This is a genomic window from Reyranella sp., from assembly GCF_965228225.1.
In the GTDB taxonomy this organism is placed as follows: Bacteria; Pseudomonadota; Alphaproteobacteria; order Reyranellales; family Reyranellaceae; genus Reyranella.
In genome coordinates, this window is the sequence record NZ_OZ245801.1 from 2,546,113 (window position 1) to 2,560,489 (window position 14,377).

Sequence of the window (14,377 nt, forward strand, 5' to 3'; positions counted from 1 at the left end):
CGCTCCTTAATCCTCCCGCCGCCAGGTTTCCAGCGTATCGCCCTGCAGTGGCCGCGCCGAGACCAGCCTGAACCGGGGCGCGGAACCGAGCCGTGCAAATTCCAGTCCGCCAACCGCAGAGCAGCTGTCTCCGCCGAGGACCAGGCCGGCCCGGTAGCTCGAAATGCCGTCGACCAGCCCCACCTGCAGGAACGACGCCGCGACCTGACCGCCGCCTTCCACCAGAACCCGGGTGAGCCCGCGCGTGCCGAACGCTCGGGCCGCAGCCGCGACATCGATACGACCGTCACTGGCGCCATCGACCTCGATGATCTGGACCCCGAGCGCGCTCAGAGCGTCCCGGCGATCAGCCGGTGCAGACTTCGTACAGACCAGCCATACCGGTGTCACCCGCGCAGACGTCGCAAGCTTCGACCCGGGCGACAGGCGCGCCTGCGAATCCAGGACGATGCGTACGGGCGAGCGCGCGCCCAGCCCCGGCAGTCGACAGGTGAGTTCCGGATCGTCGGCCGCCGCCGTCGCGGCGCCGATCAGGATCGCGTCGTGGATCGCCCGAAGCCTCTGTCCGTCGCGGCGCGCCGCCTCCCCGGTGATCCATTTGCTCTCGCCGGACGCGGTGGCGATGCGCCCGTCGAGCGATCCCGCCATCTTGAGATGGAAGAGCGGCCGGCCTTCACGGACGCGCAAAAGGAAGCCGGCATTGATTTCCGCCGCCTCGGCGGCCCCCTCCCCGATCTCGACCGCGAGGCCGGCCGCCTTTAGCCGCGCATGCCCCTGCCCCTTCACCCGTGGATCGGGATCTTCCAGAGCCGACACGACACGGGAGACTCCGGCCGCCACAAGTGCATCCGCACAGGGCGGCGTACGGCCATGATGCGAGCAGGGCTCCAGGGTCACGTAGGCCGTCGCGCCCTTCAGTGACAGGCCGGCCTTTGCTGCCTGCGCGATCGCATCGGCTTCGGCGTGCGGGCGACCACCCTCTCTCGTCCTGCCACGGGCGATCACGTGATCATCGCGCACGATCACGCAGCCGACGGCGGGATTGGGCCAGGTGCGCCCGAGCGATCGGCGCGCCAGCGCGAGCGCCGCGCGCATCATCGCCCTTAGTCCTTGAAGGTCGCCGGGTCGGCGAGGTCGGAGATGAACTCCTCGAAGTCGCGGGCCTCGCGGAAGTTGCGATAGACGGACGCGAAGCGGACATAGGCCACCGGGTCGAGCGCGCGCAGCGCGTCCATCACCAGCTCGCCAATCTGCGTCGAGGGAATCTCGCTTTCGCCGGAGCTCTCGAGCCGGCGCACTATTCCGTTCACCACGCGCTCCATGCGCTCCGGATCGACCGGCCGCTTGCGGCACGCGACCTGTATGGAGCGCGCCAGCTTGTCACGGTCGAATTGCACCCGCTGTCCGTTCTTCTTCACGACCGTCAGCTCGCGCAGTTGCACGCGCTCGAAGGTCGTGAAGCGCGAACCGCAGGACGGGCAGTAGCGCCGCCGGCGGATCGCCGAATTGTCGTCGGTCGGCCGCGAGTCCTTAACTTGTGTGTCCTCGTGACCGCAGAATGGACAGCGCATCTCGTTCCCCCGTTCGTTCCGGCTTTGCGCCGTGTCAGTCGCGGTAGATCGGGAAGCGCGCGCACAGGGCGTGGACCTTGGCGCGAACCTGGGCCTCGACCTGGGCGTCTCCGTCCGGACCGTTCTTGGCGATGCCGTCGAGCACGTCGGCGATGAGATGGCCGATCTGCTGGAACTCGGCGACGCCGAAACCGCGCGTCGTTCCTGCGGGCGTGCCGAGCCGCACCCCGGACGTGATCGTGTACTTCTCCGGGTCGCCCGGGATGCTGTTCTTGTTGGTCGTGATCCCGGCGCGATCGAGCACCTTTTCCGCCGACACGCCGGTCGCCTTCTTCGGACGCAGGTCGACCAGCATGACGTGGCTGTCGGTCCCGCCGGAGACGATCTTGAGCCCGCGCTCGGTCAGCGCGGCGGCGAGCGCACGCGCATTGTCGATCACGTTCTGGGCGTAGACCTTGAAGTCCGGCTTCAGCGCCTCGCCGAACGCCACCGCCTTGGCGGCGATGATGTGCATCAGCGGGCCGCCCTGCAGACCGGGGAACACCGCGGAGTTGATCTTCTTTCCGAGTTCGGCGTCGTTCGACAGGATCAAGCCGCCGCGCGGTCCGCGCAGCGTCTTGTGCGTCGTCGTCGTCACCACGTGGGCATGCGGCAGCGGGCTCGGATAGACACCTGCCGCCACCAGACCGGCATAGTGCGCCATGTCGACCATGAAGTAGGCACCGACCTCGTCGGCCACCTTGCGGAAGCGCGCCCAGTCGATGTGGCGCGAATAGGCCGAGGCGCCGGCGATGATCACCTTGGGCTTCTCGCGGCGAGCCGCCTCCTCCATCTGCTCGTAGTCGATCAGATGCGTGTCGGGCTTCAGCCCGTAGGACACGACCTTGAACCACTTGCCCGACTGGTTGGCCGGCGATCCGTGCGTCAGGTGCCCGCCCTGGTCGAGCGCCATGCCGAGGAACGTGTCGCCCGGCTGCAGCAGCGCCATGAACACGGCTTGGTTGGCCTGCGCGCCGGAATGCGGCTGGACGTTGGCGAACGAGCAGTCGAACAGCTTCTTCGCCCGCTCGATGGCCAGATCCTCGGCCTTGTCGACCTCCTCGCAGCCGCCGTAGTAGCGGCGACGCGGATAGCCCTCGGCATACTTGTTGGTCAGCACCGATCCGGCGGCCTCGAGAACGGCCCGCGAAACGATGTTCTCGGAGGCGATCAGCTCGATCTGTTCACGCTGGCGATGCAGCTCGCCCTTCAGCACGGCTTCGATCGCAGGATCCGTCTCGGCCAGACTCATGGTGAACATCGGCAACGGCGACTGGGCCGTGCTGGCAGCGGCTTGACTCATGATTACTCAACCCTTCGAAAGCTTGTCGACGCGGCCGGCATGGCGGCCGCCCTCGAACTTCGTCGCGAGAAAGACCTTCAGCGCCTCGCGTGCGACCTCGATCCCGGTCAGGCGCTGGCCGAAGGCGATGACGTTCGCGTCGTTGTGCTCGCGCGACAGGCGCGCCGAGGTCACATCGTGCGCGAGAACCGCGCGAACCTTGGGATTGCGGTTAGCCGCAATCGAAATGCCGATCCCGCTGCCGCACACGAGCACGCCGCGCTCGGCCTTGCCCGAGGCAATGGCGTCGCCCATGGCCTTTCCAAAGTCCGGATAGTCGACGGATGCAGTCGAATGGGTGCCGAGATCCAGCACCTCGTGACCCGCTTCCTGCAGATCCCGCTTCAGCATTTCCTTAAGGTCGAAGCCGGCATGATCCGACGCGACCGCGATGAAGCCCCCCGGCATTTCGACGATCGATCCCCTCTAGCTATTGAGCCCCCCGATACCATATCCGGGGCCACGATGTCACCGTTTCGCAAAATCGTGGAATGTGACCCACAAGACACTGAAATGGCTCAGGAAAATCGCCGGCCCCAGCCGACGATCACCGCCGCGAGGGCCTGAATGGCCGCCGCCACCAGAAATGACACCACATGACGGCCCGTCAAATCCCGCAAGGCACCGAATATAGCCGGTGCGACGGCAAAGACCGCCTGGTTCAGGGCTGTCACGCGGGCAACCACGGTGCCCGCGCCGACAAGCCGGCATTCGCGCTGGGCGATCAGGGGCGGCAGCGGCACCAGGTTACCGACTCCCGATCCGAACAGGGTACAGCCCGCCGCGACAAGCCGGCGATCGGGGCCTGATCCGAGCACAGGCTCGAGCCTCGCCATCACATGCGCGAAGAGCCCGATCTGAGCGAACAGGCCGAGGGCAAAGGCCGCGAGATCGTCAGGAAACGCCGCTGCCGCAAAAGTGCAAGACGCGGTAACGGCCGCGCCGTCGATAGCGCGACGGCCGGCTGACGCAGCAGGACGCTGCCCGGGGGGGGGCAGACGATCGCAACCATAGCCACGCCCCAGCCGAATACGGCGACAACGAAGGCGGTCCAGACGACTCGCGCGCCGTGGCGGTCTGCCCCTTCGCTCATCGAGGCCGGCGCCACAGGACCATGAGTTCGCGGCGGATTTCGAAGCCCAGGTGACGATAGAGGTCGATTGCCGGCCGGTTGTCGGGCCGTACGTGCAGAAACGGCAATTCTTCATTCTCGAAGGCCAGCCGCATCAGGCGCCGCACCAGTCTGGCCGCGTGTCCTTGTCCCCGCGCTTCCGGGTGGACGCAGATCGCGCTCAACTCGACATGGCCCGGCACACGCAGCCGCTCGCCGGCCATGGCCAATAGGCGATCCCCCTTCCAGACGCCGAGATAGCGGCCCAGCAGCGGCGTCCGGCGACCGAACGGACCGGGTTGGGCAAGCGCCACGAGGTCGAGCATCGCCGCGGCATTGGCCGACGAGAGCGTCGACACGGCGTCGCCGCCTCCCTCCGGAGTTCGCGTCGCCACCATCTGCAGCATGGGGAAACGACCGAGATCTTCCCAGCCGGCGGGAAGCGGTTCCTCCGTCGGACGAAACAGGCGTGCCTCGGTGCCGACCGGAAGATCTGCGGCAAGGTCGGCATAGGCCTGGTCGGACGGATGGAGGATCGCGGAGAACGGTGCGATGTCGCGTGCATAGTGTCGGGCGGCTCCACGCCCGATCGCGTGATGTCGATGGGGACCCGCGAGGGCGTGCCAAACTGGATTGTCGAGAACGTTGATCGTCATGCCGGGCGAACTAACATGGGCGACGAACGTCGACTCGCCGGAATCGGACTCCATCGTCATGCTCGACCACGAGGTCTGCGAACGCGCCCGCGTCGGTCGAGACCGTCGCTATGACGGCCGCTTCTTCTCCGGCGTACGCACCACCGGCATCTACTGCCGGCCGGTCTGTCCGGTGCGACCCGCCCAGGGCAAGAACGTCCAGTTTTATCCGACGGCCGCCGCTGCCGAGGTCGCCGGGTTCCGCCCGTGTCTGCGCTGCCGGCCCGAGACGGCCCCCTTCTCACCGGCGTGGCTGGGCTCACGCACGACGGTGCAGCGCGCCATGCGGCTGATCCGCGACGGCGCGCTCGACAGCGCGGGCGTCGACGATCTTGCCGAACGTCTCGGCATCGGCACACGCCATCTCGACCGGCTGTTCCAGCGCCACATCGGCGCCAGCCCACTGCAGGTCGCGCGGACACATCGGGTCCAGCGTGCCAAACGGCTCCTCGACCAGACCAGGTTGCCCATGCTGGAGGTCGCGGCACGCGCTGGCTTCACCAGCCTGCGGCGTTTCAATACCGTCTTCTCGGAAGTTTACCGGCGCACGCCCAGCGACATACGCCGGCTCCGGCAAAAGAAAAGGCCCGGCTGATGCCGGGCCTCTCCCTGATCGAGCCGATCGCCCCTACTTCTTCATCGGGGAAGACTTGCCGTCCTTCCAGACGTAGATGTCGTAGACCGCATCCTTGATGTCCCCCTTGGCGTCGAACTCGAGCACGCCGACGGCCGAGTCGTACTTGCCCGTGCGCAGCTGCTTGGCAACGGTGACGGCATCGACCGACTTCGCCTTGTTGGCGGCATCGGCCCAGGCCTTCACGGCGGCGTAGCTGAACAGCGTGTAGCCTTCGGGATTGTACTTGGCGTCGCGGAACTTCTTCACCAGGGCGGCATTCTTGGGGTCGTCCTCAGCCTTGGGTGGGAACGACATCATCACGCCGTTAGTCGCCGCGCCGCCCAGCTGGGCGAACTCGGCGGTCTCCAGCGCATCGAAGCCCATCATGTTGGCCGCCAGGCCCTGCTCACGCGCCTGTTTGATGATCAGGGCGCCTGCGGTGTGATAGCCACCGAGCACGATGATATCGATCTTCGCCTGCTTCATCTTGTTGATCAGCGCGGAGAAGTCCTTGTCGGTGTCGTTGTAGGCCTCGTACATGGTCTCGCGCAGACCGCCCTTGTTCAGGGCCTTCTTGGTTTCGTCCGCCACGCCCTTCCCGTAGGGCGACTTGTCGTGAAGGATCGCGACCTTGGCGGTCTTGTTGTTCTTCAGGATGTAGTTGCCGACCGTCGTGCCCTGCACGTCGTCACGGCCGCAGGTGCGGAACACCGTGGTGTTGCCCTTGCCGGCCGCATCGTCCGTCAGCTTCGGATTGGTCGAGGCCGGCGTGATCTGGAGGATCTTGCCTTCCTTGTAGATGTCCGAGGCCGGGATCGAGGAGCCCGAGCAGAAATGGCCGGCCACGAACACGACCTTGTCCGAGACCATCTTGTTGGCAACCGCGGTCGCCTGCTTGGGATCGCAGGCATCGTCGCCGATCACCAGTTCCAGCTTCTGGCCATTGACGCCGCCGGCGGCATTGATGTCCGCGACCGCCATCTCGGCGCCGCGCCGGAGCTGCTCGCCGAACGCCGCGTTCGAGCCGGTCATCGGGCCGGCCGAGCCGATCTTGATCTGGGCGAACGCGGGCGTCGCCATCAGCGCGACGGCTGCGACGGCCAGCGTGCCGTACATCTTCTTCATCCGGGTCTCCCTTGTTGGTTGAGCCTCCTCCGCGCGCGCGGAGCATGCCATTACATTAGGGCCGCTCGTCCCAGCCCAGCAAGCCTTTGCGCCGGTAGAGCCAGGGATACTGGCGCACCATCTGGCGCGCCCGGGTGAGCCTGAAGGCAAAGGCGGCGATCGCCAGTTGCACCGCCCAGCCCAGCGCGAAGCCCGCGAGCGACAGGAGTTCGCCGCCGGCCAGCGCATAGTCGAGGAAGCGCAGCGTCGCCGAGAGCAGCGCCGTGTAGAACACGATCTGCAGCCAGGGCCGCCAGGTGAGCGCCACGGCATGGCCCGCCGCGAACGAGGCCGGCCCGATCAGCACGAGGTTGAACAGCACCACGTTGAAAAGCGTGTCGCCGAACCAGTCGAACATGAAGGTGTCGAGCGGGCTCATGGGTGCCCGCCCTCGAGATAGGCCGCCCGGACTTCCTGATTGGCCAGAAGTTCTTTGCCGCTGCCGCTGAGGCGCACCCGGCCGTTCGCCAGCACGTAGCCGCGGTCGGCGAGCCGCAGCGCATGGAAGGCGTTCTGCTCGACCAGGAAGATCGTCACCCCCTCCTCCCGCGCGATGCGGCCGATCGAGTCGAAGATCTGGCGCACGATCAGGGGAGCCAGGCCGAGCGACGGTTCGTCGAGCAGCAGGAGCCGCGGCCGGCTCATCAGGGCGCGGCCGATCGCCAGCATCTGCTGCTCACCGCCCGAGAGGGTGCCACCGCGCTGGTCGCGCCGTTCGGCCAGCCGCGGGAACATGGCGAAGACGCGGTCGAGGTCCGACTTGAAGTTGGCTGGATCGCCCAGGATCGCGCCCATCTGCAGGTTCTCGTAGACGCTCATGCGCGCAAAGATGCGCCGCCCCTCGGGCACCTGCGCCACGCCGCGCCGCACGATCTGATGGGTCGGCAGCGCCGTGATGTCCTCGCCATCGAGAACGATGGCGCCGCTGCGCGCGCGGGGATTGCCGCAGATCGTCATCAACAGGGTCGACTTGCCCGCCCCGTTGGCGCCGATCAGCGTCACGATCTCGCCCCGCGCCACCTCGAGGTCGACCCCGTGCAGGGCCTGGATGGCGCCATAGAAGGTCTCGACACCCTTTACCGACAGGATCGGCGCGTCAGGCATCGAGCGCCTCCTCGTCGGCGCCGAGATAGGCGCGAATCACCGCCGGGTCATTGCGCACCGCGAGCGGTGCCCCCTCGGCGATCTTGCGACCGTAGTCGAGCACGACGATGTGGTCGGAGATGTTCATCACGACACTCATGTCGTGCTCGATCAGCAGCACGCCGATACCGTCGCGATCGCGGATCGACACCAGCAGCTGGTTGAGCTCGGCCGATTCGCGCGGGTTCAGGCCGGCCGCCGGCTCGTCGAGGCAGAGAAGCACCGGCTCGGTGCACATGGCGCGGGCGATCTCCAGACGGCGCTGGGCGCCGTAGGGCAGCTCGCCGGCCGGCCGGTCGGCATCCGCCACCAGTCCGATGCGCTCCAGCCACAGCCGCGCCAGCTCGACCGCGTCCGCCTCGGCGCGCTGGAAACGCTTGGCGCCGACGAGACCGAGGAGGCTCCAGCCCGACGCGCGCATCAGCTTGTTGTGCTGCGCCACCATCAGGTTCTCCAGCACCGTCATGCCGCCAAACAGGCGGATGTTCTGAAAGGTGCGCGCCACCCTCGCCTTCTGGCCGATCTCGTGCCCGCGCATCCGCTCGAGCAGAAATTCGCCGCCGGGGCTGCTCAGGGTCAGCCGCCCGATCGTGGGCTTGTAGAAGCCGGTGATGCAATTGAAGACGGTGGTCTTGCCGGCGCCGTTGGGCCCGATCACGGCGGTGATCGCGTGCGCGCGGGCCGCAAACGATACGTCGTCGATCGCGATCAGTCCGCCGAAGCGCATGGTGAGGTGCTCGACCTCGATCAACGGCGGGCTCATCCTCCGCCTCCGGTGCCTGCCGGATGCAGCCGGATCGACGGCTCGCGATGGGAAATAAGGCCGCGCGGCCGGAACACCATGATCAGGACCATGGCGAGGCCGAAGGCCAGCATGCGGTAGTTGCCGAGGTCGCGGAACCATTCGGGCAGGCCGATCAGCAGCACCGCCGCCAGCACGACGCCGATCTGGCTGCCCATGCCGCCCAGCACGACGATGGCCAGGATGATCGCCGATTCGATGAACACGAAGCTCTCGGGGCTGATGAAGCGCTGCTTGGCGGCAAAGAAGGAACCGGCGAAACCCGCGAACATGGCGCCGATGGCGAAGGCCGTGAGCTTGGTATTGGTCGGGTTGATGCCGAGCGCCTGGCAGGCCGTCTCGTCCTCGCGCAGCGCCTCCCAGGCGCGGCCCACAGGCAGGCGCCGCATGCGCTGGGTGAACAGGTTGGTGATCAGCGCCAGGCCGAGGATGATGTAGTAGAGGAAGATCAGGCGGTGATTGCCGTCGAAGGCAATGCCCAGCATCTCCGACACGGTCTGCTTGCCCGGCGGCGGCGTCTCGGCGAACACCGCACCGAACAGGGTCGGTCCCGGAATCGATCCAATCCCGGCCGGCCCGTTCGTCAGGTCGAACCAGTTGAGAAGCACGAGGCGGATGATCTCGCCGAAACCCAGGGTCACGATGGCGAGATAGTCGCCGCGCAGGCGCAGCACGGGAAAGCCCAGCATGATGCCGAACAGCGCCGCCATCATTCCGGCGAGCGGCAGGACGGTCCAGAAACCCAGCCCGTACTGGGTGCTGAGCAGTGCATACGCGTAGGCGCCGACGGCATAGAAGGCCACGTAGCCGAGATCGAGCAGGCCCGCGAGGCCGACCACGATGTTCAGCCCCCAGCCCAGCATCACATAGGTCAGGATCAACACGCCGAGATCCATCGTCTTCTGGTCGGCGAACGGCATGGCCGGCAGCAGGACTGCGCCGGCCAACAGGACCCAGCCGAACCATTTCGCACCGGCCTTGCCCAGCGCCACGCCCGAGGGCGTCCGCGCCGCCGCGCCCACCGCGTCGTTGGCCCATGGCCAGACCGCCCGGATGACCAGCAGCACCCCGCCCAGCGCCACGAACCAGTGCAGGAAGCCCGACGGCAGCTTCATCGGCGAGGCGCCGGCCGCGATCATGGCGATACCCAGCAGGAGGACGGGCCAGCGCAGGCCGTTCGCCGCCATCGATAGGCCTAGGCGCCCGACGAAGATCGCGACGATCGCCACCGCGAGATCGACCAGCTGGTAGTCGAAGCCCAGCCCCTTCCCGCCGCCCTGATCGACGGTGCGGAAACCGACGACGAAAAAGCCGAGGGCGGCGGCGACGAAGGCGGTGACTCCCGCATCCTTCAACATGAGAGGGAGACGCGGGCCCATGCGGTCAGACCTTCTCGATCTCCGGCTTGCCGAGCAGGCCGCTCGGCCGGAAGATCAGCACCAGCACCAGGATCGCAAAGGCCGCGACGTCCTTGTATTCGCTCGAGAAGTAACCGGCCCAGAAGACCTCGATCAGCCCGATCAGCAGGCCGCCCAGCATGGCGCCGGGCAGCGAACCGATGCCGCCCAGCACCGCGGCGGTAAAGGCTTTGATGCCGGCCAGGAAGCCGATGAAGAAGTCGATGACCCCGTAATACATGAGGAACAGCATGCCGGCGACGGCAGCCAGCGCTGCGCCCAGCACGAAGGTGAGCGAGATCGTGCGGTCGACATTGACGCCCAGCAGCGAGGCCATCTTCATGTCCTGCTCGCAGGCGCGCTGCTGGCGCCCGAGCGAGGTCCTGGCGATCACCCAGGTGAAGCCCGCCATCAGCACGACCGTCACCAGCACGATGATGATCTGCAGCCAGGTGACGCGCACGTCGAAGCCATCGGCGGTGAAAAGATTGAACCCGCCGGACACGACCTGTCCGCCGGGCTTGGGCCGCGCGCCCTGCGCCAGCTGCACGTAGTTCTGGAGGGCGATCGAGACGCCGATGGCGGAGATCAGCGGGGCCAGCCGGAACGAGCCCCGCAACGGTCTGTAGGCCGTTCGTTCTATCGCCCACCCGTAGACGGCGGAGAAGGACATGGCCAGCAGCAGGACCAGGACGATGGCGATCGGAGCCGAGCTGATGCCGAGGCTGCCGCAGATGATGAAGCCGATCAGCGAGATGAAGGCGCCGATCATGAACACTTCGCCATGCGCGAAGTTGATCATGCCAATGATGCCGTAGACCATCGTGTATCCGATGGCGATCAGGCCGTAGATGGCGCCCAGCGTGATTGCGTTGATCAGCTGCTGCGTGAAATACGCCATGCCTTGTTCTGTCTCCCTGCCCTTGCGACCTACGATGCTTTCTCGGGCACTGGCAAGCTCAAGATGAGCGCCTGCAAATCGCGGACCACAAGGACATGAGAGCGACGGCCGGCACCCGACAGGCGCAGCCGAGCGGCCGAAAAGCCGCTTGCGCTCCCTGGCCCGACCACCGATTAAATGCAGCCATGCTTACCCCCTCCTACGACGTCATCGTCATCGGCGCCGGCCCGGCCGGCCTCACCGCCGCCACCGAAATCGCCCGCGCCGGCCTGAAGGCCCTGTGCCTCGACAAGCTCGCCCCCGGCGGAGAAATCATCAACCTCGGTGCGCTCCACGATTTCGAGGAGATGTTCGACGGCACGACGATGGCCGCGCGCCTCACGGACGACGCCGCGGTCGCGGGCGTCGAGATCGGCTTCGGCGAGGTCTCGGCTATTTCCGGAAGCGGCCCCTTCGAAATCGAGACGACCGACGGCGAGCGCCATAGCGCGCGTTCCCTCATCGTGGCGACCGGCCTGAACAAGGGCAGGCTCGGCATTCCCGGCGAGGAGGAATACGAAGGCCGCGGCCTGTCGCACTGCGCGAACTGTGATGGGCCGCTCTATGCCGGCCAGTCCGTGATCGTCGCCGGGGCGGCCGGCTGGGCGCCGTACGAAGCCGCTGTCCTGGTAGGCATCGCAGGCGACATCACCATGCTCGGCACGCCGACTGGCCCGACTCCCGAGGGCGTCACCGCCCGGCCGGGTCGCATCGTCGGCCTGGAGGGCAGCAACGGTCTCGAGGCGGTGACCATCGAAAATAACGGCCAGCGAAACCGCGTTTCGACGAATGCGGTGTTCGTCTATGAGGGCCGGTCTCCCGCTGCGGAATTCCTGCCGGATTCGCTTGCACGCGACGCCACGGGGCATATCGTTGTCGATGCTCAGGGCCAGACCGCCCAGCCGCTGGTGTTTGCCGCCGGCGATGTGCGGTCCGACTCCAAGGAATATCTGGCCGACGCGATCGCGGACGGCCAGCGCGTCGCCAAGTCGGTGGTCGCGGCATTGAACAAGTAGCGTGGAGGGAAACGAACATGCGCATCTTCAATCCCAGCTTCGGCATGGCCGCCGCCGGCCCCGCCAAGGTGACCCTGCAGCCCGTCAATTGGGCGACCGACGCCATTGCGCTGATCTCCAACTCCAAGCCGAACGCGCGTGAGCTGCTGGAAGGCGTCCGCGCCATGCTGGGTGCGCACCGACCGGTGGACAACATCCACTTCCATGCCAAGAACAGCGCCAGCCAGCCGGCGCCGAAGGAACTCATCGAGAAGGTCGCCAAGAACTACAAGGCCGCCCTGCTCGCCTTAGGGGATTGAGGAAGCTGTTCATCGTGGAGTTTCCACGACAGCCTCGAACTCGAGAAGCTCGGCATCACCGCTTTCGTGATCGCCACTGAGACTTTCAAACCGCTGGTCCTGGCCCAGGCGAAAGCCCGCAAGGTCGAAGCCCGCCTGATCGTAGTGAAGCACCCCGTCGGCGGCCTGAATGCCGAAGAGCTGCGGGAACGTATCGAAGCAGCCACCAAGGGACTGACCGAGGCGACGAGCAAATGAAGGACATCGCCGACCAGGAAGTGATCGACATCGGCGACATGGATGTCGAGGCCTTCAACGAGTACGCCAACGAACAGGGCTGGAGCGACGGCATGCCGCTCTACGTGCCCACCGAGGCCAAGGTCGCGAAGTTCGTCGAGACTGTCCGCGGCGACAACCGCCCCTACCCGCCAGTGCCGCCGCGCCAGATCGTCCCGACGCTGCAGGCGCTGGCGGCAAATGCGGTCATGGCCGGCTGCAAGCCCGAGTACTTCCCGGTCGTGACAGCCGCCCTGCGCGGCGTGCTCGATCCGGAATACAATCTGCACGGCACCCTCGCGACCACGCACTCCTGTGCGCCGATGGTCATGGTCAGCGGCCCGATCCGGCACGAGCTCAACATCAACTGCGGCACCAACTGCTTCGGCCAGGGGCGCCAGGCCAATGCCACGATCGGGCGCGCGCTCGGCCTGATGCTGCTGAACGTGGCCGGCGCGAAGCCGGGTGAGATGGACCGCTCGACCCAGGGCAATCCCGCCAAGTACACCTTCTGCTTCGGCGAGAACGAGGAAGAGAACCCGTGGACGCCCTATCACGTGCAGCGCGGTTTCGCGCCCACGGACTCGGTGGTCACGGTGATGTCGGGCGAAGGCCCGCATAATCTCAACGACCACGGCTCGACCACGGGCGACGGCCTGCTGACCACCTTCGCCGGCGGCATGTCCAATCCGGGTTCCAATACGATCTACGGCAAGGGCCCGATGTTCGTCGTGATCGGTCCCGAGCATGCCGCGACCCTGAAGCGCGATGGCTTCACGCTCGACGGCATCCGCGAGGAGCTGTGGAAGCGCTCGCGGGTCCATCTCTCGCGCGTTTCGAAGGAGAACCTCGTGACGTACGAGACCACAGGCCACAAGCCGGACGGCGACTGGCTGACGATCGGCCGCGATCCGAACGACATCCACATCACCGTGGCGGGCGGTCCGGGCAAGCATTCGGCGTTCATTCCGTCGTTCGGCGGCACCACCGTCGCCTGCACGCGCATCGCCCGATGAACGAGTGGTGCGGCTGGCCGGTCGTCGACGAGCAGGCGGCCTGGGAAAGCGCACAACAGATCCTGACGGAGGCCGAGCTTTCGGACGGCCTCCCTCTGGTCCCTCCGACGCAGAAGCGGCTCGACACCATGATTGCCGGTGTCGCCGGCCCGGCGGAGTCACAAGGGATGATGCCGCCGATGTTCGGCGACATCACGCCCGAAGCCGTCGCCTATCAATGCGTGATCGCGGGCTGCGTGCCGGCGGAACTGCCGGTCGTCCTGGCGGCGGCGCAGGCCCTGCTCGAACCCGACTTCAATCTTCTGGGCATCGCCACGACCACCGGCAGCGCCGCCGTCGCGCTCTGCCTCCACGGCCCGATCGCGCGCGCGCTCGGTGTCAATGCGCTAACCAATGCCATCGGTCCGGGCACCCGCGCAAATGCCTGCATCGGACGCGCCCTGCAGCTCTGCCTGCGCAATATCGGCGGCGCGCGCTCGGACACGGGCGACATGGCGACGATGGGCCAGCCCGCCAAGTACACACTGTGCTTCGCCGAAAGGACCGAAGGGCCGTTCCCGACCTTCACCGAGCGCCACGGCCTCGGCAAGGACGAGAGCGCCCTCACGGTGATGGGCATTGCCGGAACCGCCGAGGTGCTGCCGGGCGACGGCGAAGGCGCGACCCCGGAGGCGATCCTCGACCCGGTCGTCGCCGGCATGCGTGCCGAGATCGTGATGTCGGGCCAGAGCCGCAAGAGCGGGCGCGGCGAGCAGGTCCTTTTGCTGCCGCTCGAACTCGCCGAGAAAATTGCCCGCCACGAAGGATGGGATATCAAGCGCGTCCAGCAATACCTGTTCGACCAGGGTCAGGGCGTCGCGAGCGCGCCCGAGGCGATCCATCCCATCGTGACCGGCGGCGCCGGCTACAAGATGGCCTATCTTCCGATCTGGGGCGGCGGATCGCAGATCGTGATGCGCAAGTTCTGACCC

17 protein-coding genes are annotated in these 14,377 nt (G+C 66.8%); 5 read left to right on the forward strand and 12 right to left on the reverse strand.

The window, feature by feature from the left end; translation table 11 throughout:
* Positions 1-6: 6 nt before the first annotated feature.
* The 6 genes from ribD to ACO07K_RS12200 form a co-directional block, all read right to left on the reverse strand.
* Entirely contained in the window at positions 7-1,098 is a 1,092-nt protein-coding gene (ribD, locus tag ACO07K_RS12175; protein WP_422036188.1) for a bifunctional diaminohydroxyphosphoribosylaminopyrimidine deaminase/5-amino-6-(5-phosphoribosylamino)uracil reductase RibD, read from the reverse strand.
* Between the two features lie 5 nt (positions 1,099-1,103).
* On the reverse strand, positions 1,104-1,571 hold the full coding sequence (gene nrdR, locus ACO07K_RS12180) for a transcriptional regulator NrdR (RefSeq protein WP_298312981.1): 468 nt from the start codon (positions 1,569-1,571) through the stop codon (positions 1,104-1,106).
* Positions 1,572-1,605: 34 nt separating this feature from the next.
* Positions 1,606-2,913, reverse strand: a complete 1,308-nt coding sequence (gene glyA, locus ACO07K_RS12185; RefSeq protein ID WP_422036190.1) for a serine hydroxymethyltransferase — start codon at positions 2,911-2,913, stop codon at positions 1,606-1,608.
* Between the two features lie 6 nt (positions 2,914-2,919).
* Entirely contained in the window at positions 2,920-3,360 is a 441-nt protein-coding gene (rpiB, locus tag ACO07K_RS12190; protein ID WP_422036191.1) for a ribose 5-phosphate isomerase B, read from the reverse strand.
* A gap of 110 nt (positions 3,361-3,470) precedes the next feature.
* Positions 3,471-3,695, reverse strand: a complete 225-nt coding sequence (locus ACO07K_RS12195; RefSeq protein WP_422036192.1) for a hypothetical protein — start codon at positions 3,693-3,695, stop codon at positions 3,471-3,473.
* A 346-nt stretch (positions 3,696-4,041) separates the two neighbouring features.
* Positions 4,042-4,773: a GNAT family N-acetyltransferase gene (locus tag ACO07K_RS12200; protein ID WP_422036193.1), complete on the reverse strand. Its 732-nt coding sequence runs from the start codon at positions 4,771-4,773 to the stop codon at positions 4,042-4,044.
* Positions 4,774-4,777: 4 nt separating this feature from the next.
* Between ACO07K_RS12200 and ACO07K_RS12205 the strand changes: the two genes are divergently transcribed.
* Positions 4,778-5,353: a bifunctional transcriptional activator/DNA repair enzyme AdaA gene (locus ACO07K_RS12205; protein WP_422036194.1), complete on the forward strand. Its 576-nt coding sequence runs from the start codon at positions 4,778-4,780 to the stop codon at positions 5,351-5,353.
* 33 nt (positions 5,354-5,386) lie between these two features.
* Here ACO07K_RS12205 and ACO07K_RS12210 read toward each other — a convergent pair whose 3' ends face one another.
* The 6 genes from ACO07K_RS12210 to ACO07K_RS12235 are packed head-to-tail and all read right to left on the reverse strand — an operon-like array spanning position 5,387 to position 10,781.
* Positions 5,387-6,499, reverse strand: coding sequence for a branched-chain amino acid ABC transporter substrate-binding protein (locus ACO07K_RS12210; protein WP_422036195.1), 1,113 nt, complete (start codon positions 6,497-6,499; stop codon positions 5,387-5,389).
* Positions 6,500-6,554: 55 nt separating this feature from the next.
* Positions 6,555-6,917, reverse strand: a complete 363-nt coding sequence (locus ACO07K_RS12215; RefSeq protein ID WP_422036197.1) for a DUF6867 family protein — start codon at positions 6,915-6,917, stop codon at positions 6,555-6,557.
* Complete coding sequence (locus ACO07K_RS12220) at positions 6,914-7,642, reverse strand: ABC transporter ATP-binding protein (protein ID WP_422036198.1); 729 nt, start codon at positions 7,640-7,642, stop codon at positions 6,914-6,916. Before ACO07K_RS12220 ends, ACO07K_RS12215 begins: the two co-directional genes overlap by 4 nt.
* Complete coding sequence (locus tag ACO07K_RS12225) at positions 7,635-8,444, reverse strand: ABC transporter ATP-binding protein (RefSeq protein ID WP_422036199.1); 810 nt, start codon at positions 8,442-8,444, stop codon at positions 7,635-7,637. Before ACO07K_RS12225 ends, ACO07K_RS12220 begins: the two co-directional genes overlap by 8 nt.
* Complete coding sequence (gene livM / locus ACO07K_RS12230) at positions 8,441-9,862, reverse strand: high-affinity branched-chain amino acid ABC transporter permease LivM (RefSeq protein WP_422036200.1); 1,422 nt, start codon at positions 9,860-9,862, stop codon at positions 8,441-8,443. The genes ACO07K_RS12225 and livM overlap by 4 nt, the downstream gene beginning before the upstream one ends.
* Before the next feature lie 4 nt (positions 9,863-9,866).
* Positions 9,867-10,781, reverse strand: coding sequence for an ABC transporter permease subunit (locus tag ACO07K_RS12235; protein WP_422036202.1), 915 nt, complete (start codon positions 10,779-10,781; stop codon positions 9,867-9,869).
* A gap of 185 nt (positions 10,782-10,966) precedes the next feature.
* Here ACO07K_RS12235 and ACO07K_RS12240 point away from each other — a divergent pair, with 185 nt between their 5' ends.
* The 4 genes from ACO07K_RS12240 to ACO07K_RS12255 are packed head-to-tail and all read left to right on the forward strand — an operon-like array spanning position 10,967 to position 14,374.
* Positions 10,967-11,836 (forward strand): NAD(P)/FAD-dependent oxidoreductase, encoded by an 870-nt coding sequence (locus ACO07K_RS12240; protein WP_422036203.1) that lies wholly within the window; start codon positions 10,967-10,969, stop codon positions 11,834-11,836.
* A gap of 17 nt (positions 11,837-11,853) precedes the next feature.
* The gene (locus tag ACO07K_RS12245; protein WP_422036204.1) at positions 11,854-12,372 is read left to right on the forward strand and encodes a UGSC family (seleno)protein; all 519 of its coding nucleotides are present in this window, start codon (positions 11,854-11,856) and stop codon (positions 12,370-12,372) included.
* Entirely contained in the window at positions 12,369-13,406 is a 1,038-nt protein-coding gene (locus ACO07K_RS12250; RefSeq protein ID WP_422036205.1) for a hypothetical protein, read from the forward strand. Before ACO07K_RS12245 ends, ACO07K_RS12250 begins: the two co-directional genes overlap by 4 nt.
* On the forward strand, positions 13,403-14,374 hold the full coding sequence (locus tag ACO07K_RS12255) for a hypothetical protein (RefSeq protein WP_422036206.1): 972 nt from the start codon (positions 13,403-13,405) through the stop codon (positions 14,372-14,374). Before ACO07K_RS12250 ends, ACO07K_RS12255 begins: the two co-directional genes overlap by 4 nt.
* Positions 14,375-14,377 lie beyond the last annotated feature (3 nt).